The sequence below is a fragment of the Achromobacter anxifer genome, from assembly GCF_903652925.1.
GTDB lineage: Bacteria > Pseudomonadota > Gammaproteobacteria > Burkholderiales > Burkholderiaceae_B > Achromobacter > Achromobacter anxifer.
The window spans coordinates 339,472-359,210 of sequence record NZ_CAHLAR010000002.1 but is presented as its reverse complement, the minus strand read 5'-3'; the positions used below and the strand labels follow the sequence as shown (position 1 = coordinate 359,210).

Sequence of the window (19,739 nt, the reverse complement as noted above, 5' to 3'; positions counted from 1 at the left end):
TCCAGGAGAACCTCATGAATCGTCGCGACTTTCTGATCGCCAGCGCCGCCACGGCGGGATGGTGGAGCGCCAGCGCCACCCTGCCCGCATGGGCCGCCGCCGCCCGCAACGGCGTGCTGAACATTGCCGTGCAGCCGGAACCGTCCGGCCTGATGCTGGGCATCATCCAGAACGGCCCCACCCAGATGATCGGGGGCAACATCTATGAAGGCCTGCTGCGCTATGACGAGAAGCTGGAGCCCATGCCGGGCCTGGCGGCCTCCTGGACGGTGAACGACGCGGCCACGGTGTACACCTTCAAGTTGAAGCAAGGCGTGCTGTGGCATGACGGCAAGCCCTTCGACGCCCACGACGTGGTGTTCAGCGTCGACCAGTTCCTGCGCAAGACCCATGCGCGCCTGCGCGCCGGCCTGGCCTTCGTGGACAGCATCAAGGCGCTGGACGACCATACGGTGGAATTCAGCCTGCCGCGCCCCTTCGCGCCCTTCCTGGGGCTGTTCGAGGTCGGCACCATGCCCATGGTGCCGCGCCACATCTACGAAGGCACCGACTTCCAGAACAACCCGGCCAACAACACCCCCATCGGCACCGGCCCCTACAAGTTCAAGGAATGGCGCCGCGGCTCGTACATCCAGCTGGTGCGCAACGAGCAGTACCACGAGCCCGCCGTGCCAAACGTGGAGACGCTGTACTTCCACGTGATTCCCGACGCGGCCTCGCGTTCGGCGGCTTTCGAGTCCGGCAAGCTGGACGTGCTGCCCGGCGGCACCGTGGAGTACTTCGACATCGCGCGCCTGAAGGGCCTGCCCAACGTGGAGATCACCACCAAGGGCTGGGAGTTCTTCGGTCCCCACTCCTTCATGTGGCTGAACAACCGCAACCCGGTGCTGGCCGACGTACGGGTGCGCCGCGCCATCATGTACGCGCTGGACCGCGAGGCCATGCGCAACGTGGCCTGGTACGGCTTCGGCAAGGTCGCAACCGGTCCGTTCAACAGCACCGTGCGCTACCACACCGACGAAGTGACCAAGTATCCGCGCGACCTGACGCGCGCCAAGCAGTTGCTGAAAGAGGCCGGCTACAAGGGCCAGACCCTGCGCCTGCTGCCGCTGCCCTACGGCGAAACCTGGCAGCGCTTTGCCGAGATCGCGCGCCAGAACCTGGCCGAGGCCGGCATCAAGCTGGAGATGACCGCCACCGACGTCGCCGGCTGGAGCGAAAAGACCGCCAACTGGGACTACGACATCGCCTTCTGCTACCTCTACCAGTACGGCGACGCGGCGCTGGGCGTGGCCCGCAACTACCTCACGTCGACCATCGCCAAGGGCTCGCCCTGGAACAACGTCGAGGGCTACAGCAATCCCAAGGTCGACGACCTGTTCGAGCGCGGCTCGCGCGAAGCCGACCCCGAAGCGCGCCGCCGCCTGTACGAGGAAGTGCAGCGCGTGCTGGTGGACGACGTGCCCGTGGCCTGGCTGCTGGAACTGCAATTCCCCACCCTGTACCGCAACAACATCAAGAACCTGATCAATTCAGGCATAGGTTTGAACGACAGCCTGGCGCGCGCCACGCTGGCCTGAACACGGCCGTCCGTCCAGGGGGAACGCCATGAAGAAACTCGCCTACCTGATGCGCCGCGTGGTACAGGGCCTGCTCGTGCTGGCCCTGATCGCGGTCATCAATTTCCTGCTCATCCGCGCCGCGCCCGGCGATCCCGCCACCGTCATGGCGGGCGAAGCCGGCGCGGCCGACGAGGTCTTCATGGCGCAGCTGCGCGAGCGCTTCGGGCTCGACAAGCCCCTGCCCCAGCAGCTGGCGAGCTATCTCGGGCACGCGGCGCGGCTGGACCTGGGCGACTCCTACCGCCAGCAGCGGCCGGTGATGAGCCTGATCGCCGAACGCCTGCCCGCCACGCTGCTGCTGACCATGACGGCCTTCGTCGTCTCGTTGACCCTGGGCGTGGCGCTGGGCGCCTGGGCCAGCGCGCGCGCCGGGACCTGGCTGGACAGCCTGGTCAGCACGCTGTCCATGTTGTTCTACGCCACGCCGCTGTTCTGGCTGGCGCTGATGGGGGTGCTGCTGTTTTCCGTCAAGCTGGAATGGCTGCCGGGATTCGGTTTCGAGACCGTCGGCGCGGGCTACTCGGGCCTGGCGCGGGCCGCCGACATCGCGCGCCACCTGGCGCTGCCCGCCGCCACGCTGGCGCTGTTCTACATGGCGGTCTACGCCCGCATGACGCGCACCTCCATGCTGGAAGTGGCGCAGATGGACTTCGTCAAGACCGCGCGCGCCAAGGGCCTGCCGCCGCGCCGCGTCCAGCGCCACCACATCCTGCGCAACGCGCTGTTGCCCGTCATCACCCTGGCCGGCATCCAGGCCGGCTCCATGGTGGGCGGCACGGTGCTAATCGAAACCGTCTTCGCCTGGCCCGGCATCGGCCGCCTGATGTTCGATGCGCTGGTGCAGCGCGACTACAACCTGCTGCTGGGCACCTTCCTGATCACTGCCGCACTCGCCGTGGCGTTCAACATCGTCACCGACCTGCTCTACACGTTGGCCGACCCGAGGATAGAACTGCAATGAACAACGGATTCTGGCGGCGTTTCCGCCGCAACAAAGGCGCGCTGGCCGGCCTGGCCGTGATGGCCGCGGTGCTGCTGCTGGCCCTGGCCGCGCCGCTGATCGCCGCGCACGATCCCTGGGCCATGGTGCAGCGCCCGTTCCTGCCCCCGCTGGACATGGCCGGCCTGCCCTTCGGCACCGACACCATGGGCCGCGACATCGGCTCCGGCCTGGCCTACGGCGCGCGCGTGTCGCTGCTGATCGGCCTGATCTCGACGCTGGCCGGCCTCTTGATCGGCGTATCGGTGGGCGCGCTGGCCGGCTATTACGGCGGCTGGGTGGATTCCGGCCTGATGCGCTTTACCGAGCTGTTCCAGGCCATCCCCAGCTTTGCGCTGGCCATCGTGCTGGTGGCGATCTTCCAGCCTTCGGTGGGCTCCATCGTCACCGCCATCGCGCTGGTCTCGTGGCCGCCGGTGGCGCGCCTGGTGCGCGGCGAATTCCTGACGCTGCGCCATCGCGACTTCGTCCACGCCGCGCACCTGGCGGGCGAATCCAACCTGCGCATCATCATCACCCAGATCCTGCCCAACGCGGCCGCGCCGATCGTGGTGATGGGGTCGCTGATGGTGGCCACCGCCATCCTGCTGGAGTCCAGCCTGAGCTTCATGGGCCTGGGCGATCCCAACGTCATGAGCTGGGGCTACATGATCGGCGCGGCCCGCACCGCCTTGCGCCAGGCCTGGTGGATCAGCCTGTTCCCCGGCGTGGCCATCCTGCTGACCGTGCTGGCGCTGAACCTGGTGGGCGAAGGCCTGAGCGACGGCCTGAACACCCGCCTGGACGCAAGGAGCCGCGCATGACGCCGACGCCACCGCTGCTCGACATCCGCGGCCTGAGCATCCGGCTGCCCGCCGGCGCCGACCGCGCCCTTGCCGTCAAGGAAGCCAGCCTGTCCGTCGCTGCCGGCGAAACGCTCTGCATCGTGGGCGAAAGCGGCTCGGGCAAATCCATGATCGCCAACGCGGTCATGGGCCTGCTGCCGCAACCGTTGGTCGCGCCCGTGGCCGGGACCATCGCCTTCCAGGGCCAGGACCTGCTGGCGCTGCGGGAGCCGCAATGGCGCGCCCTGCGCGGCAACCGCATCGGCATGATCTTCCAGGACCCGATGTCGGCGCTCAATCCCGTCATGCGCATCGGCGAACAGCTGGAGGAAGCGCTGGACGCGCACCTGCAGCTCACCCCCGCCGACAAGCGCGCCCGCATCCTCGCCGCGCTGCGCGACGTGCGCCTGCCCGATCCCGAAGGCATCGCCGCCAGCTACCCGGGACGGCTGTCGGGCGGACAGCGCCAGCGCGTCATGATCGCCTGCGCGCTGATGCTGGAGCCGGCCCTGCTGATCGCCGACGAGCCCACCACCGCGCTGGACGTCACCACGCAAGCGCAGATCCTGGAACTGATCCGCGACCTGCAGGCCCGGCAAGGCACGGCGGTGCTGTTCATCACGCATGACTTCGGCGTGGTGTCGCAGATCGCCGACCGCGTCGCCGTCATGCAGCTGGGCCAGATCGTCGAGGCCGGGGACGCCGCCGCAGTCCTCGGCAATCCGCAACATGACTACACCCGCAAGCTCATCTCCGCGATTCCGCACGGCATGCCGGCGGCTGGCGCGGCCGCCGACGCGCAGCCGCTGCTGCTGGAAGTGCGCGACCTGCGCAAGACCTACTCGTCAGGCGGCGGACTGTTCCGGCGCGGCCGCGAAACCACCGCCATGCGCGGCATCAGCTTCACCCTGCAGCGCGGCGAAGTGCTGGGCCTGGTGGGCGAATCCGGCTCCGGCAAATCCACGCTGGGCCGCTGCATCGCCGGGCTGCTGGCGCCGGACGGCGGCCAGATCCTCTTCAACGGCCAGGAGCGCGGCGCGCGGCCGGCGCCGGGCCGGGTGCAGATGGTGTTCCAGGATCCTCAGGCCTCGCTCAACCCGCGCCATACCGTGGGCCGCTCGATCATGGCCGGCCCGCTGGCGCAGGGCATGGCGCCGGCGCGCGCCCGCGAGCGGGCGGCGGAACTGCTGCGGCTGGTCGGCCTGAACCCTGACGCCGCCGAGCGCTATCCGCATGAATTCTCCGGCGGCCAGCGCCAGCGCATCGGCATTGCGCGCGCGCTGGCTTCGGAACCCGAACTGATCGTGGCCGACGAGCCCGTGTCGGCGCTGGACGTGTCGGTGCAGGCCCAGGTGCTGGACCTGTTCGCCAGCGTGCGCCAGCAATTCCACCTGAGCATGCTGTTCGTGACCCACGACCTGCGCGTGGCGGCGCAGATGTGCGACCGCATCGCGGTCATGCAGCAGGGCCGCATCATCGAATGCGGCTCCGCCGCCCAGGTCATCCGCGCCCCCAGCCAGGACTACACGCGCCAGTTGGTGCAGGCGGTGCCGGACTTTGCCAGCATCGTCTCCGGACGAGCGCGGCTAACGGGCCTCGCCCGCTACTCGGAGGTGGCGGCATGAGCGCGCTGCTGTATCCCGCCGCGGCCGCGGACCGGCCGCCCTGCATCGCGCTCTTGAGCCGGGTGCTGGACATGCGCTATCTGGTGCCGGCCTTCCAGGCCCTGCGGCCCGACATCGAATGGCGTACCGCGGACGAGCTGGGCGATCCGGCCCGGATCGACGCGGCAGTGTGCTGGCAGCCCCCTGCCGGCGTGCTGGGCGCCTTGCCCAACCTGCGCCTGATCCAATCGATAGGCGCGGGCGTGGACCACATCTATGCCGATCCCGCGCTGCCGCGCCATGTGCCGGTGTGCCGAGTGTCCGAGGCCGGCATGACCGCGGGCATGAGCACCTACGTCGCCTGGGCGGTGATCAATCATCACCGGCACTTCCCCGACTACGTGCGCAATAGCGCCGAGGGCATCTGGCGCGAAAGCCCCATCGTGCCGCCGTCCGAGCACCGCGTCGCCATCGCCGGGCTGGGCCGCCTGGGCCTGGCCGCGGCGCGCGCGCTGTCGGCGCTGGGCTACCGCGTATCGGGCTGGAGCCGCACGCCCAAGCCCGATCTGCCCGCGGACATCATCGGGCATCACGGCGCCGACGGCCTGCCGGCCCTGCTGGCCGAAGCCGACACCCTGGTCTGCCTGCTGCCCCTGACGGACGAGACCCGCGGCTTCCTGGGCGCCGCCACCTTCGCGCAGCTGCCGCGCGGCGCCCACGTCGTCAACGCGGGCCGCGGCGAGCATCTGGATCCCGATGCCCTGCTGGCGGCGCTGGACAGCGGCCAGCTGTCCTACGCCACGGTGGACGCCACGCCGCAGGAGCCCTTGCCGCCGGAACATGCCCTCTGGCGCCACCGCAACGTGCTGGTCACGCCGCACATCGCCACGCGCACGCCGGCCGCCGCCATCGCCCGCCAGACCCTGGAGAACCTGAAGACGGTGCAGGAGGGGCGGCGGCCCGATACCTGCGCCGACGCGGCATTGGGATATTGATCTGCCGGTTGACGCCGCCTGCAACTGTTGCTAAACACACAGACGCACTGCACTTGCCCTCAGAATCTCTCCATAAGAGGTGGTTTATGAACAAGCGTATTGTTGTCGTAGGCGGCGGCGTAGGCGGCACCATGCTCGCCAATCAGCTCGCTGGAAAGCTGTACCCCGAAATCAGCCGCGGTGAAGTCTCCATCACGCTGCTCTCGGATACGCCGGATCACTACTACAAGCCGGCATTCATGTACGTGGCCTTCAACCTCTTCTTCCGCGAAGAACTGAAACGGCCGGAACGTTCCCTGCTGCGGCCGGAAATCGAGTTCCGCGTCGACAAGGTCACCCGGTTCCATTTCGACAGCCAGGAAGTATCCACGCAGGGCGGCAAGCGCTACGGCTACGACTATCTGGTCATCGCCACGGGCTGCGTGCCGTCGCCCGAACGCATCGAAGGGCTGAAGGAAGCCGGGGACCATTTCTACCAGTACGCGCCCGCCAGGCAGTTGGCGGACCGCCTGTCGCGCATCGAGCGCGGGCGGGTGTTCATCAGCGTCACCTTCCCCAAGACGCCCAACGTCCCGCACCAGTGCGGCATCGCGCCGATCGAAACCACGCTGATGCTGGACGACTACCTGCGGCGGCGCGGCGTGCGCGACAAGGTGGAGATCGTCTACACCTACCCGACCACCTCGCAGCTGCTGCGCAACTGCCTGTTCCTGCAGAGGCCGACCTGCGAAGTGCTGCCCGCGATCTTCGAGCAGAAGGGCATCAAGTTCCAACGCGGCTTCACGCTGTCGCGGGTCGATCCCGAGCGGCGCATCGCCTACTCGGAGGAAGGCGGCGAACAGCCTTTCGACATCCTCATGGCCACGCCGCCGATACGCGCGGTGGACGTGGTGCTGGAGTCCGGCGTGTCGCAGGCGGAGAACGACGAGGGCTGGCTGCCCACCGACCACGAGACCCTGCAGGTCTACGGGCTGCGAAACGTCTACGTCATCGGCGATACCGTCGACCTGCCGGTCAGCAAGGCCGGCGGCTCCTGCCACAACCAGGCGCCGGTCATCGCCAACAACATCGCCGGCGAAATCCGGCTGGGCCAGCCGTGCAGCGCGTACGACGGCCGGGTGCAGGCGGTGGCCCAGATGGGGCTGAACGCCGGCATGCCGCTCTGGTACGACTACACGCACGACGTGCTGCCCACGCCGCCCACCAAGCTCGGCGGCCTGCTGCGCCACGGGTTCAACCGCGGCCTGTACTGGGCCGTCGCAAGGGGAATGCTATGAACGCGCCGCACGAAGCAAGCGCCACACAGGCGACCGACACGCCCGCTCCCTTCCTGGGCGGCGGGCCGGGCGCGCGCGCGCTGGCCGACAGGCTGGGCCTGCTGGCCGAAGCGGGAAGGCTGGACAACATCGCCGACCTGCTGTCGCTGGCATCGGACCTGGTGGACCTGCTGGATCAGTCCATGGTGGAAAAGCTGGCATTGCTGTCGGAACAGGCCAGCAGCGCCGCCTGGACCGCCGCCAACACGCTGCGCGACGCCCATGCCCGCACGCTACAGGAAGAACGTCCCCCCAGCCTGACGGGCCTCATCGGCCTGCTGCGCGATGAGGACACCCGGCGCGGCCTGGCCGTGGTGCTGCGGGCGCTGCAAACGCTGGGCCGGCAGATGGCGGCCCAGCGCCAGGACTACGCCGGCGCCTCGTAGAAGCGCGCGCCGCCGCAAAACGCCGCGCGGTATCCGGCGTCCCGCGGCAACAGGAAAGGCGCATGTAAAAACCCCCGGAAGCTGGAGATCGGTCCAGCTTCCGGGGGTTGTTTTCTTGCGCGGCCTGGCATGCGCCGCGCCGGACCCGCTTACTGCAGGGTGCGCGTGAAGACGAACTTGCCGTCCTGCCAATCCACCGGCACCACGTCGCGCGGGCCGAACCTGCCTTCCAGGATCAGGCGCGCCACCGGGTTTTCGATCTGCTGCTGGATCGCGCGCTTCAAGGGGCGCGCGCCGAACACCGGATCGAAGCCGGAACGGGCCAGTTCCGCCAGGGCGGGCTCGCTCACTTCGAGGCGCATTTCCTGCTTCTCCAGGCGCTCGCCCAGGCGGCGCAGCTGGATGCGGGCAATCGACTCGATGTGCTGCGCTTCCAGGCCATGGAACACCACGACTTCGTCGATGCGGTTCAGGAACTCGGGGCGCAGCGTCTGCTTGAGCTCGTCCCACACCACTTCCTTGACCACTTCATAGGGCTTGCCGGCCAGGCTCTGGATATGGTGCGAGCCCAGGTTGGACGTCATCACGATGACCGTGTTGCGGAAGTCCACCGTGCGGCCCTGGCCGTCGGTCAGGCGGCCGTCGTCCAACACCTGCAACAGCACGTTGAAGACGTCCGGATGGGCCTTTTCGACTTCATCCAGCAGCACCACGCTGTACGGCTTGCGGCGCACGGCCTCGGTCAGGTAGCCGCCCTCTTCGTAGCCCACGTATCCCGGCGGCGCGCCGATCAGGCGGGCCACCGAATGCTTCTCCATGAATTCGCTCATGTCGATGCGGATCATGTGCTCTTCGGAATCGAACAGGAACTCGGCCAGCGCGCGCGTCAGCTCGGTCTTGCCCACGCCGGTGGGGCCCAGGAACAGGAACGAGCCATACGGGCGCGACGGATCCGCCAGGCCGGCGCGCGAACGCCGGATGGCGTCGGACACCAGGCGCACGGCCTCGTCCTGGCCCACCACGCGCTTGTGCAGGTATTCCTCCATGTGCAGCAGCTTTTCGCGTTCGCCCTGCATCATCTTGGACACCGGAATGCCGGTGGCGCGCGACACGACCTCGGCGATTTCCTCGGCGCCGACGCGGGTGCGCAACAGGCGCGGACGCCCTTCGCCGCCCTCGGCTTCCTCGGCCGCTTCCGCGGCGCCCACTTCGGCCGCCTTCAGGCGCGCTTCCAGGTCGGGCAGCTTGCCGTACTGAAGTTCCGCCAGCTTGTCGAACTGGCCCTTGCGCTGCAGTTCCGCCATTTCGGCGCGCACGCTGTCGATCTCTTCCTTGATGGCCTGGGTGCCCTGCACCGCGGCCTTCTCGGCCTTCCAGATTTCCTCGAAGTCGTTGTATTCGCGTTGCAGCTTTTCGAGCTCGTCCTCGATTACGCCCAGGCGGCGCTTGGACGCGTCGTCGGTTTCCTTCTTGACGGCTTCGCGCTCGATCTTGAGCTGGATGATGCGGCGGTCCAGCTTGTCCATCACTTCCGGCTTGGAATCGATTTCCATGCGGATGCGCGCGCCGGCCTCGTCGATCAGGTCGATGGCCTTGTCGGGCAGGAAACGGTCGGTGATGTAACGGTGCGAGAGTTCGGCCGCGGCCACGATGGCCGGGTCGGTGATCTCGACGCCGTGGTGGATTTCATAGCGTTCCTGCAAGCCGCGCAGGATGGCGATGGTGGACTCCACGTCGGGCTCGTCGACCAGCACCTTCTGGAAGCGCCGTTCCAGCGCCGCGTCCTTCTCGATGTACTTGCGGTATTCGTCCAGCGTGGTCGCGCCGATGCAATGCAGCTCGCCGCGCGCCAGCGCCGGCTTGAGCATGTTGCCCGCGTCCATCGCGCCTTCGGCCTTGCCCGCGCCCACCATGGTGTGCAGCTCGTCGATGAAGACGATGTTGCTGCCGTCGTCCAGCGACAGTTCCTTCAGCACGGCCTTCAGGCGTTCCTCGAATTCGCCGCGGAACTTGGCGCCGGCCAGCAGCGCGGCCAGGTCCAGGGACAGCACGCGCTTGCCGCGCAGGGTCTCGGGCACTTCGTCGTTGACGATGCGCTGCGCCAGGCCTTCGACGATGGCGGTCTTGCCCACGCCGGGTTCGCCGATCAGCACGGGGTTGTTCTTGGTGCGGCGCTGCAGGATCTGGATGGTGCGGCGGATTTCATCGTCGCGGCCGATCACGGGATCGAGCTTGCCCTGGCGGGCGCGCTCGGTCAGGTCCATGGTGTACTTGGACAGGGCTTCGCGGTTGGACTCGCCTTCCGCGCCGGAGACGTTCTCGCCGCCGCGCACGGCGTCGATGGCGGCTTCCAGGGCCTTCTTCTGCAGGCCCGCTTCGCGCAGGATGCGGCCGGCCTCGCCCTTGTCGTCGGCCAGGGCCAACAGGAACAGCTCGCTGGCGATGTAGGTGTCGCCGCGGCGCGCGGCTTCCTTGTCGGTGCGCGTCAGCACCGCCTGCAGGTCACGGCTGACCTGGACGTTGTCGTCGCCTTGCACCTGGGGCAGGGACTTCATGGCGCTGTCGATGGCCGGCTGCAGCCGGTTCACCGCCACGCCGGCGCGCGCCAGCAGGCTGCCCGCGCCACTGTCGGAGTCCGACAGCAAGGCGGAGAGCACGTGAATGGGCTCGATATAGGGATGGTCGTTGCGGGCGGCCAGACTCTGAGCGTCGGCCAGGGCTTGCTGAAACTTGGTTGTCAGTTTGTCGAATCGCATAATGGTCGTTTGGCTTGTTGGGGAGCCTGACCGATACGTGCCGGCGGGCTCGATATCCTGAATATGCGGCCAGATGCGAGAATTTCAACACCCTGCCCGCGCCATGGTTTTTCGACGTGCAGCAACAATCTGATTTATGAGCATATACGTTTTTGTCTACGGCACGCTACGCGCGGGCGAAATCAATGATCTCGCTCAAGCCGCCGCGCGGCGCGGCCTGCCCGCGGCCCGCTACGTCGGTCCGGCCAGCGTGCCGGGCAGGCTGGTGGACTTTGGCGACTGGCCCGGCCTGATCCCCGTGGACGACGGCCGGCGGGTGCGCGGCGACGTGTTCCAGGTGGAGCCGGCCCTGGTCGCGCTGATGGACGAAATCGAGGAATACGAGCCGGGCAAGCCCTGCTGCTTCGTGCGGCGCGAGGTCGTGGCGCGCCTGGAGCCGCCCGCCGCGGCCGCGGAATTGCGCTGCCAGTACTACCCGATAGACCCGGCCCTGCGCGGCGCGGCGGCCGATATTGCCGCCGACGATTGGGTCGCATACCGCCTGGCCCGCTCCCTCCCGGAGGGCCGGTAAGACGCCCGTAGTAACAACGGACTACAATACAGCTTGTCTTAAGCTTTATACCCATTCCGGCGTCCGTCCGCGCAATGGGCACTATAGAGGTCATCGTATGCAAAAACGGGTCCCTGTTGCCCCTGATGCCGCCCATTGCTCCACATGCATGCTGGGGCATGTGTGCGTGCCCGTGGGCATGGCAGCCGCCGAAGTGGAAAAGCTGGACGAACTGGTCAGGGAACGCGTGCGCCTTGAAAAGGGCAAGCCGCTCTACTCGCTGAACCACCCGCTCGACGCCGTCTACAGCGTGCGCTTCGGCAGCCTCAAGACGCAACTGGAAGACGCGACCGGCCAGATCCAGGTCACCGGCTTTCACCTGCCCGGCGAAATCGTCGGCATGGACGGCATGCTGGACGGCAAGCACGTCTCGACCGCCGTCGCGCTCGAGGATTCCGAGGTCTGCGTCATCCGCCTGGCCGACATCGACCGCGTCGCGGCCCACCTGCCGTCGCTGCAACAACAGTTCCGCCGCCTGATGAGCCGCGAAATCAACCGTTCGCACCAGATGCTGGCCTCGCTGGGTTCCATGCGGTCCGAGCAGCGCCTGGCCGCGTTCCTGCTGAACCTGTCGCAGCGCTATGCCTCGCTGGGCTATTCGTCGACCGAGTTCGTGCTGCGCATGAGCCGCGAGGAAATCGGCAATTACCTGGGCCTGACCCTGGAAACGGTCAGTCGGCTGTTTTCGCGCTTCGCGCGCGACGGCCTCATCAAGATCAACCAGCGCGAGGTCCGCATCCTGGACCTGCCCGCGCTCAAGCAGCTGCTGGGCCAAGAGAGCTGCTGAAGGCCCGTCGCGCCATGCGTCGCGAGCCCATCCTCCGCCTGCGCCGGGCCCTGCCCGGCCGCTTGGCCGCCCTGCTGGCCCTGGCGGCGCTGACGCCGTTCGCGGCGCACGCCCAGACGCCCCTGCCCGACCCCTACGACTACAGCGAAACCACGCCCGCGCCCAAGCGCGCGGCGCCGTTGCGCTGGCAGGCCGTGGAACTGGGCAAGGCGGGCCATCGCTACAAGATGCCGGTCTACGCCAACCGCGACCTCGCCAAGGACGACCTGCGGGACATCAAGCAGGTCGTGGTCGTGATCCACGGCGTCAAGCGCGACGCGGACCGCTATTACGAATCCGTCGCCGCCCTGCTGGCGCGCAACCCCGAGCGGGCGCGCGACACCCTGATCCTGGCGCCGCGCTTCTCGGGCTCGATCGACTCGGGCTTCGGCGGCATGGTGGCCTGGCGCAAGGCCAGCTGGGAGGCGGGCGAGGACAGCGTGCAGGCGGCCGGTCGTCCCGCGCCGGTCAGTTCCTTCCAGGTGCTGGACGACCTGCTGCGCAGCCTGGACGACCGCAAGCGCCTGCCCGCGCTGGCCGGCATCGTGGTGGCCGGCCACTCCGCCGGCGCGCAGCTGACGCAGCGCTATGCGGTGCTGAACAATATCGACGGCCCGTTGCGGCGCGACGGACTGGCCTTGCGCTATGTCGTCGCCAACCCCTCGTCCTATCTGTACCTGAGCAATGAACGCCCGCGCCCCGACGGCAAGGGCTACGCGCCCTACGAGCGCGGCATCTGTCCCACCTACAACCAGTACAAGTACGGACCGGACAAGCTCCCGCCCTACTCGCGCGAGACCGACGAGTCCAAGCTCTTCGTGCGCTACGCGGCGCGCGACGTGACCTATCTGCTGGGCGGCGCCGACAACAACCCCGAAGACCGCCTGCTGGACAAGACCTGCGGCGCGGAAGCCCAGGGCGCGACGCGGCTGGCGCGCGGCACGGGCTACGCCCAATACGAGCATGTGCTCGCGGCCCGCGGCGCCAAGGCCGTGGCGCTGCACCGCCGCGCCTTCGAGGTGACCGGCATCGGCCACAACAGCAAGGGCATGTTCGGCTCGGTCTGCGGCGCGCGCGCGCTGTTCGGCGACGACGCCCAGGCGGCCGATGGCGCCGCGCCCTGCGAAGTCATCGCGCCGCGCGCCAAGTAATACCGCCCTGCCGGGCCTGCGGCCTGACAAAAAGCTGAAGCAAAAATAGTGCCGTAAAGCGTGCATTTCACGCGCGGCAGGCGCAACATAATGCGGTGCGTGTTCCATTCGCGGCTGGCCCGCAGGCATGGGCCCCGGCTGCGGTCGCCTGACAGGCGAGCCCGACAAACGCCCCCGGAGGACGGATATGACGCAAGCGTATCTCGACATGCCCGACGCGAAGCGCCGCATCAAGGCGATCTTCATCGGATCCATGGGGAACCTGGTGGAGTGGTATGACTTCTACGCCTATACCGCTTTCGCGCTGTACTTCGCGCCCGCCTTCTTCCCGTCCCACGACCCTGTCGTCCAGCAACTGAATGCGGCAACGCTGTTCGCGGCCGGCTTCATCGTGCGCCCCCTGGGCGGCTGGCTGTTCGGCCATCTGGCGGACCGGCACGGCCGGCGGCTGTCGCTGATGGTCTCGGTGGGGATGATGTGCGTGGGCTCGCTGATCATCGCCGTCACGCCCACCTACGCCAGCATCGGCCTGGCCGCGCCCGCCCTGCTGGCGCTGGCGCGCGTGATCGAAGGCCTGAGCCTGGGCGGCGAATACGGCGCCAGTGCCACCTACCTGACCGAGATCGCGGACCCCGACCACCGCGGCTTCTATTCCAGCTTCCAGTACGTCACCCTGATCGGCGGCCAGCTCTGCGCCATTCTGGTGCTGTTGCTGCTGCAGAACGTGTTCCTGACGCACGAACAACTGGTGGCATGGGGCTGGCGCATCCCCTTCGTGATCGGCGCCATGCTGGCCATCATCACCGCCCTGATGCGGCGCGACATGCCCGAGACGGACTCCTACAAGGAAGCCCAGAAGGCGGCCAAGCCGCAGACCAGCTCGCTGCGCGGCCTGCTGCAGTATCCGCGCGAAGTGGCGATCGTGGTGGGACTGACGGCGGGCGGCACCGCCGCGTTCTACACCTTCACCACGTACATGCAGACCTTCGTTCGGCAGACCTCGGGCTTCTCGGACATCGTCACCACCTACATCATCGCCGGGTCGCTGATCTTCGCGCTGATCCTGCAGCCGGTGTATGGCGCGCTGTCCGACAAGGTCGGGCGCAAGCCGCTGCTGGTGTTCTTCGGCGTGGCGGGCGCTGCGCTCACCGTGCCCATCCTGATGACGCTGTCGCACACTCGCTCGCCCTTCATCGCCTTCCTGCTGATCTGCGGCGCCTGGGTGTTCACGGCCGGCTACACCTCCATCAACGCCGTGGTGAAGGCGGAACTGTTCCCCACCAACATCCGCGCCACCGGGGTCGCCGTGCCCTACGCCATCACGGTGTCCATCTTCGGCGGCACGGCGCCCGCCATCGCCCTGTTCTTCAAGCAGCAGGGGCACGAGGAGTGGTTCTACTACTACCTGGCGGGAATCATCTTCCTCTCGCTGCTGGTGTACGCCACCATGCGCGACACCAAGCACAGCTCGGCCATGCACCGGCACGCCTGATCACGCCAACTTTGTTGCTTGACAGCGGTGCCCTCTCGGCCTAATACTTAACCTAATGGTTAAGTATAAAGACGACATGCTCGACGGCATCTTCGCGGCGCTGGCCGATGGCACACGGCGCCGGGTGCTGGCCGACCTGGAACAGGGCGCAGCCTCGGTCAGCGAGCTGGCGAGGCCGCACGCCATGTCCCTGCCCGCCTTCATGAAGCATCTGCGCGTGCTGGAGGACGCCGGCCTGATCGCCCGCGCCAAGGACGGCCGCGTCGTCAATTGCACGCTATCGCCCGAACCCATGCGGGCGGCGTCCGACTGGCTGGCCCGCTACGAGAAGTTCTGGAACGGGCAGCTGGATTCGCTGGCACGGTACCTGTACCACGAGGAGGAGGTTCACCCATGGAAGACCGAAGCACCCGAGACCAGGCAAGCCCAATCGAACTCCGGCTCCGGCGGCGCTTCAACGCCCCCGTCGAACGCGTCTGGCGCGCCTGGACGGACCCGCAAGCGCTGATGCGCTGGTTCGGCCCCGCCGAAACGCGGCGGGTGCTGCTGGCCGAGACCGACGTGCGCGTGGGCGGCGCCTACCAGCTGGCCTTCGCCACCGAGGACGGGCTGGAACATCACGCCAGCGGCAGCTACCGCGAAGTCGAGCCGCAACGGCGGCTGGTCTTCACCTGGGCCTGGCGCGACACGCCGGCGGAAGTCTCGCTGGTCACCCTGGAGTTCACCCCTGCTGAAGGCGGCACGGAATTCGCCTTTCTGCAGACCCCGTTCGTCGACCAGGCCACCCGCGACAGCCACGACCATGGATGGTCGGGCGCGATGGACCGGCTGGCGGGCCATCTGGCGAATCCGGCCTGAACCCCTGCCGTTCGCCCTATCCGGGCCCGTGGGCCCGCTGCAAGGAGACACACGATGCAAACCGATCACCCCGTCGTATCCCGAGCGCAATGGGACATCGCGCGCGAGGCGCTGCTGCGCCGCGAAAAGGAGCTGACCCGGGCCCAGGACGCGCTGGCGCGCGAACGCATGGCCCTGCCCTGGGTCAAGGTTGAAAAGCCCTACCGCTTCGAGGGCGCGGCCGGCCCCGTGGACCTGGCCAGCCTGTTCCAGGGCAAGAGCCAGCTCATCATCTACCACTTCATGTTCGGCCCGGACTGGGAGGAAGGCTGCGTGGGCTGCTCCTTCCTGGCCGACCACATGGACAGCGCGCTGGTGCATCTGCGCCAGCACGACGTCGCGGTGGTCGCCGTGTCCCGCGCCCCGCTGGCCAAGCTGGAAGCCTTCAAGCGGCGCATGGGCTGGCACTTCCCCTGGTATTCGTCCGAGGGCAGCGATTTCAACTTCGACTTGCAGGCCTCGGTGCCCGTGGCCGACGGCAGCATCCAGGAAAACTCAGGCGCCAGCGCCTTCTTCCGCGATCCCGACGGCGAGATTTTCCACACCTATTCGAGCTTCTCGCGCGGCGTGGAAAGGCTGGTCGGCGCCTACAACTACCTGGAACTTGCGCCGCTGGGCCGCAACGAGAACGGCCCGCACTTCAACCTGGGCGACTGGGTGCGCCACCATGACCGCTACGACGACGCGCGGCCGGCCTGCCACGCCTGCGGCTAGCGGGCGGTCCGCCGCGGCCCGCGTGACGCGCCTGTGGCTGATCGGCACGGCGGCGATGGCGGGCGGCCTCTGGATCGACACGTTGCGCACCCCGGCCGCCTTGCTGGCCAGCGAGTGCGCGGCGCCGGGCGGCCTGCTTGAACTGGCCTGGCGCCAGGCGGCGCTGATGCCGGCCAGCAGCGGCGCCATGCTGATCGCGGCGCTGGCGCCCTGGCCCGGCGCTCCCGGCCCCGCTGCGCGCCTGGGCTGCGCCCTGGCCATGGGCCTGGGCATGCTGCTGGGGTCGCAATGGGGAATGGCGGCGGCGCTGGTCATGGGGGCCGCGCCCTTCACGGGAATGGCCGCCGGCATGGCGGCGGGAATGGCGGCCGCCATGGCCGCCGCAACCCTGCTGACACGCGTCAGCGCCGCGCGCCGGTAAGCGGCCGCTCAGGCGCCGGCGCGGCTTCGATCGGCGCGGCCAGCGGCGCCTGAATCTCCAGCGCGGACTCGGCCCGCGCCACGCAGGGCAGGATCCAGCCCTCTTCCTTTTCGTCGCGCGACAGGCCCGGCCATTCGATGGCGTAGGAGATCTCCCCTTCCAGCAGCAGGCACATGCAGGCGCGGCAGGTGCCGTTGCGGCAGGAGCTGGGCAGCTTGATGCCCGCGGCCTGCGCCGCCAGCAGCACGGAGGTGCCAGCCGGCGCGTCGAAACGCAGGCCGGCGGGCTGCACGAGAACAGGGAATGAAGACATGAAGCAGCGGATCGCGCGGACCGGGCCTCAGCCCGCGTTGTCCTGCCAGTCCAGCTGCCACGCGCCGGACAGCACGTTCTGCATCCACAGCACGCAGGTCAGCGTCTTGGCGTCGGTGACTTCGCCCCGGGCGCAGGCCTGGATGAGATCGGCCGGCTGCGCGCTGATGACATCCAGGAATTCGTCCTGGTCCAGCTGGCGCGGCCCGGCGCGCAAACCGCGCGCGAAATAGATGTGGATGATTTCCGTGGAGTAGGCGATGGCCAGGTGCAAGGCGCCGGCGTGCGCCCATTGATCGGCGGTGTAGCCGGTTTCCTCCAGCAGTTCGCGCTTGCCGCAAACCAGGGGGTCTTCGCCCGGATCCAGCTTGCCCGCCGGAAACTCCGTCATGACGCGGCCGATGGGATAGCGGAACTGGCGCTCCAGCAGCACCCGGCCGTCGTCCAGCAGCGGGATCACCACTACCGCGCCGGGATGCACCACGTACTCGCGCGTGGCCGTGTTGCCATTGGGCAGGCTGACCGTGTCGCGGCGGATCTTGAGAAAGGCGCCGTCATAAGGCGCCTCGCTGGCGACGAGTTTTTCTTCGAGATGGGAATCGGGCTTGCTGGTCATGGCGGATCGGATACCTCAAGGGACGCGCGGGCGACGGCCAGCCCGCGCGGGCTGCACGAGCTTACCATCGCCGCGCGTCCCTCCCGATGACGCCTATTCCGCGACGCGGATGACGAGCTTGCCGAAGTGCTTGCCCGAGGCCAGGTGTTCGAAAGCCTCGCGCGCCTGATCAAAGGAATAGACCCGGTCGATGACGGGCGCGATGCGCGCCACGTCCACGAAGCGCGCCACGTCCTCGAGCATCTTGCGGCTGCCGACGAATATGCCTTCCAGGCGCTTCACGCCCGAGATCAAGGCCAAGGGCGCGACCGGCACCGACGCGAAACCGCTGACGCCGCCGATGACCGCGATGGTGCCTCCCATGCGCGCGGCCGCCACGGAACGCTCCAGCGTGCCCTCGCCGCCGACTTCCACCACCACCTGCGCGCCTTCGCCGCCGGTCAGGCGTCGCACTTCATCCTGCCATTCGGGCGTCTCGCGGTAGTTGATCGTCAGGTCCGCGCCCAGTTCCCGCGCGCGGGCCAGCTTGTCGGCGCTGGACGAAGTAATGATCGTGCGCATGCCGGCCGCCTTGGCCAGCTGCAGGCCCCAGATGGAAACGCCGCCCGTGCCCAGGAACAGCGCGGTCTGCCCGGCCTTGGCCCGCCCGGCGACGAACAGCGCGTTCCATGCGGTGACGGCGGCGCAAGGCAGGGTCGAAGCCTGCTCGTCGCTCAGGAAGTCCGGAATGGCAACCAGGGCGTGCTCGGAAAAAATGCTCTCGGTGGCTAGCATGCCGTCAGTGGCGGCGCCCGGCGCCAGCGCGACAGTAGCGGGCGTCGGTTCGCCATCGATCCAATCCGGCATGAAGGCGCCCATGACGCGATCGCCGATCTTGTAGCGGGTCACGCCCGATCCCACCTCGATCACCTCGCCCGCGGCGTCGGAGGCCGGAATGACCGGATCGCCCGACCCCTTCAGGTATTCGCCGCGCGCCACCATCAGGTCGCGATAGTTCAGCGACACCGCCTTGATGCGCACCCGCAGCTCCAGCGGCCCCAGCTCCCGCGGTTGGCGCGTGACGAGCGTCAGCCCGGCGATGTCCTTGCCGCTGGTAACGGTGTAAGCCTGCATGTCGTTTCTCCTGTATCGATTCAAGAAAGCCGCCGCCCGGCAATTGCTGCTACACGGCGCGGCCCAGTACCGATAAGATATATGGGAAACTATTTCCCCAGTGGTGAATATTTTTCTTTTCAATGAATCCTTCCAGGAACCAATAAAACCAAGGAACGCTTCAATGGCCACAACCATCACGCATGACAGACTGAGCGGAATCGAAGTCTTTGTGCAGGCCGTGGAGGCCGGCAGCTTCGCACTGGCGGCGGAGCGTCTGAACCTGACCCGCTCCGCCGTGGGCAAGTCCATCGCCCGGCTGGAAGCGCGCCTGGGCGCCAGGCTGTTCCACCGCACCACCCGGCAGCAGAGCCTGACCGACGACGGCCAGGCCTACTACGACCGTTGCGTGCGCGCGCTGGCCGAATTGCAGACCGCGGAAGCCGAGCTGGACAGCGGCCGCCGCGAACCGCAGGGGCGGCTGCGGGTCAGCGCGCCGCTGGTGTTCGGCAGGCATTGCGTCGCGCCCGTGCTGCGCGACCTGGCGCTGCAATACCCGCAATTGCAGGTCGAGATTTCGTTCAACGACCGAGTCGTGGATCTGATCGAGGAAGGCTACGACCTGGGCATCCGGGTGGGCGACCTGCCCGACAGTTCCAGCCTGGCCGCGCGCAGGCTGGGCACGCAAACCATGGGCATAGGCGCCTCGCCCGCCTACATCCAAGCTCATGGCCGTCCCTCCGGCGTGGACGAACTGATGCAGCATGCCGGCATCATCTACACGCACAACGGCGTGGAACGGGCCTGGACGATCAAGGACGCGGACGGCCAGGCCCTGCAGCTGCGGCTGAGCCCGCGCCTGCGGCTGGACGACCTGCAGGCCATTGCCGACGCCGCCATCTCGGGCGCGGGACTGGCCTGGCTGCCCTGCTGGATGCTGTCGCACTACGTGCGCACGGGGGAGCTGGACGTGTTGATGCACGGCGACCGCCTCGCCTCGCAGGAGGTGCACGCCGTATGGCCGCAGGCGCGCTACCTGCCGTCCAAGACGCGCGCCGCCATCGACGCGCTGGCGGCGCGCGTGCCGGCCATGCTGGCCGCCTGA

20 protein-coding genes are annotated in these 19,739 nt (G+C 68.1%); 16 read left to right on the top strand and 4 right to left on the bottom strand.

From position 1 onward, the window contains the following. The first annotated feature begins 14 nt into the window (after positions 1 to 14). From HWY37_RS07030 to HWY37_RS07000, 7 genes are all read left to right on the top strand, one after another. A complete protein-coding gene (locus tag HWY37_RS07030; RefSeq protein ID WP_176088218.1) occupies positions 15 to 1,580 on the top strand; it encodes an ABC transporter substrate-binding protein in 1,566 nt (521 codons plus the stop codon). Between the two features lie 28 nt (positions 1,581 to 1,608). Continuing rightward, the gene (locus HWY37_RS07025; protein WP_176088217.1) at positions 1,609 to 2,583 is read left to right on the top strand and encodes an ABC transporter permease; all 975 of its coding nucleotides are present in this window, start codon (positions 1,609 to 1,611) and stop codon (positions 2,581 to 2,583) included. Beyond that, entirely contained in the window at positions 2,580 to 3,425 is an 846-nt protein-coding gene (locus HWY37_RS07020) for an ABC transporter permease (RefSeq protein WP_175209738.1), read from the top strand. Before HWY37_RS07025 ends, HWY37_RS07020 begins: the two co-directional genes overlap by 4 nt. Further along, positions 3,422 to 5,071 carry a dipeptide ABC transporter ATP-binding protein gene (locus tag HWY37_RS07015; protein WP_176088216.1) on the top strand — a complete coding sequence of 550 codons (1,650 nt, stop codon included), beginning with the start codon at positions 3,422 to 3,424 and terminating at the stop codon, positions 5,069 to 5,071. Before HWY37_RS07020 ends, HWY37_RS07015 begins: the two co-directional genes overlap by 4 nt. Continuing rightward, complete coding sequence (locus HWY37_RS07010; protein ID WP_176088215.1) at positions 5,068 to 6,045, top strand: 2-hydroxyacid dehydrogenase; 978 nt, start codon at positions 5,068 to 5,070, stop codon at positions 6,043 to 6,045. Before HWY37_RS07015 ends, HWY37_RS07010 begins: the two co-directional genes overlap by 4 nt. Positions 6,046 to 6,131: 86 nt before the next feature. After that, entirely contained in the window at positions 6,132 to 7,322 is a 1,191-nt protein-coding gene (locus HWY37_RS07005; RefSeq protein ID WP_176088214.1) for an NAD(P)/FAD-dependent oxidoreductase, read from the top strand. Further along, complete coding sequence (locus tag HWY37_RS07000; protein ID WP_175209734.1) at positions 7,319 to 7,747, top strand: DUF1641 domain-containing protein; 429 nt, start codon at positions 7,319 to 7,321, stop codon at positions 7,745 to 7,747. The genes HWY37_RS07005 and HWY37_RS07000 overlap by 4 nt, the downstream gene beginning before the upstream one ends. A 149-nt stretch (positions 7,748 to 7,896) precedes the next feature. Here HWY37_RS07000 and clpB read toward each other — a convergent pair whose 3' ends face one another. Then, a complete protein-coding gene (clpB, locus tag HWY37_RS06995; RefSeq protein ID WP_175209733.1) occupies positions 7,897 to 10,503 on the bottom strand; it encodes an ATP-dependent chaperone ClpB in 2,607 nt (868 codons plus the stop codon). A 136-nt stretch (positions 10,504 to 10,639) separates the two neighbouring features. On the opposite strand from clpB, the gene HWY37_RS06990 reads away from it, so the two are divergent. From HWY37_RS06990 to HWY37_RS06955, 8 genes are all read left to right on the top strand, one after another. After that, positions 10,640 to 11,074: a gamma-glutamylcyclotransferase family protein gene (locus tag HWY37_RS06990; protein WP_175209732.1), complete on the top strand. Its 435-nt coding sequence runs from the start codon at positions 10,640 to 10,642 to the stop codon at positions 11,072 to 11,074. Positions 11,075 to 11,171: 97 nt separating this feature from the next. Then, on the top strand, positions 11,172 to 11,900 hold the full coding sequence (locus HWY37_RS06985; protein ID WP_013394848.1) for a helix-turn-helix domain-containing protein: 729 nt from the start codon (positions 11,172 to 11,174) through the stop codon (positions 11,898 to 11,900). A 14-nt stretch (positions 11,901 to 11,914) separates the two neighbouring features. After that, the gene (locus tag HWY37_RS06980; protein WP_175209731.1) at positions 11,915 to 13,090 is read left to right on the top strand and encodes a hypothetical protein; all 1,176 of its coding nucleotides are present in this window, start codon (positions 11,915 to 11,917) and stop codon (positions 13,088 to 13,090) included. 187 nt (positions 13,091 to 13,277) lie between these two features. After that, positions 13,278 to 14,582, top strand: a complete 1,305-nt coding sequence (locus HWY37_RS06975) for an MFS transporter (protein ID WP_175209730.1) — start codon at positions 13,278 to 13,280, stop codon at positions 14,580 to 14,582. A 55-nt stretch (positions 14,583 to 14,637) separates the two neighbouring features. Next, a complete protein-coding gene (locus tag HWY37_RS06970) occupies positions 14,638 to 15,090 on the top strand; it encodes an ArsR/SmtB family transcription factor (RefSeq protein WP_175209729.1) in 453 nt (150 codons plus the stop codon). Further along, the gene (locus HWY37_RS06965; protein ID WP_175209728.1) at positions 14,976 to 15,440 is read left to right on the top strand and encodes an SRPBCC family protein; all 465 of its coding nucleotides are present in this window, start codon (positions 14,976 to 14,978) and stop codon (positions 15,438 to 15,440) included. The genes HWY37_RS06970 and HWY37_RS06965 overlap by 115 nt, the downstream gene beginning before the upstream one ends. A 54-nt stretch (positions 15,441 to 15,494) precedes the next feature. Then, the gene (locus HWY37_RS06960; RefSeq protein WP_176088213.1) at positions 15,495 to 16,193 is read left to right on the top strand and encodes a DUF899 domain-containing protein; all 699 of its coding nucleotides are present in this window, start codon (positions 15,495 to 15,497) and stop codon (positions 16,191 to 16,193) included. After that, positions 16,147 to 16,614, top strand: coding sequence for a hypothetical protein (locus HWY37_RS06955; RefSeq protein WP_246302216.1), 468 nt, complete (start codon positions 16,147 to 16,149; stop codon positions 16,612 to 16,614). The genes HWY37_RS06960 and HWY37_RS06955 overlap by 47 nt, the downstream gene beginning before the upstream one ends. On the opposite strand, the gene HWY37_RS06950 is transcribed toward HWY37_RS06955, so the two are convergent. The 3 genes from HWY37_RS06950 to HWY37_RS06940 form a co-directional block, all read right to left on the bottom strand. Then, on the bottom strand, positions 16,595 to 16,927 hold the full coding sequence (locus HWY37_RS06950) for a 2Fe-2S iron-sulfur cluster-binding protein (RefSeq protein WP_176088212.1): 333 nt from the start codon (positions 16,925 to 16,927) through the stop codon (positions 16,595 to 16,597). The two genes, HWY37_RS06955 and HWY37_RS06950, sit on opposite strands and share 20 nt — an antisense overlap. A gap of 27 nt (positions 16,928 to 16,954) precedes the next feature. Then, the gene (locus tag HWY37_RS06945) at positions 16,955 to 17,542 is read right to left on the bottom strand and encodes an NUDIX domain-containing protein (protein WP_176088211.1); all 588 of its coding nucleotides are present in this window, start codon (positions 17,540 to 17,542) and stop codon (positions 16,955 to 16,957) included. Between the two features lie 93 nt (positions 17,543 to 17,635). Next, entirely contained in the window at positions 17,636 to 18,655 is a 1,020-nt protein-coding gene (locus HWY37_RS06940) for a zinc-dependent alcohol dehydrogenase family protein (RefSeq protein WP_176088210.1), read from the bottom strand. A gap of 163 nt (positions 18,656 to 18,818) precedes the next feature. On the opposite strand from HWY37_RS06940, the gene HWY37_RS06935 reads away from it, so the two are divergent. Continuing rightward, positions 18,819 to 19,739 (top strand): LysR family transcriptional regulator, encoded by a 921-nt coding sequence (locus tag HWY37_RS06935; protein ID WP_176088209.1) that lies wholly within the window; start codon positions 18,819 to 18,821, stop codon positions 19,737 to 19,739.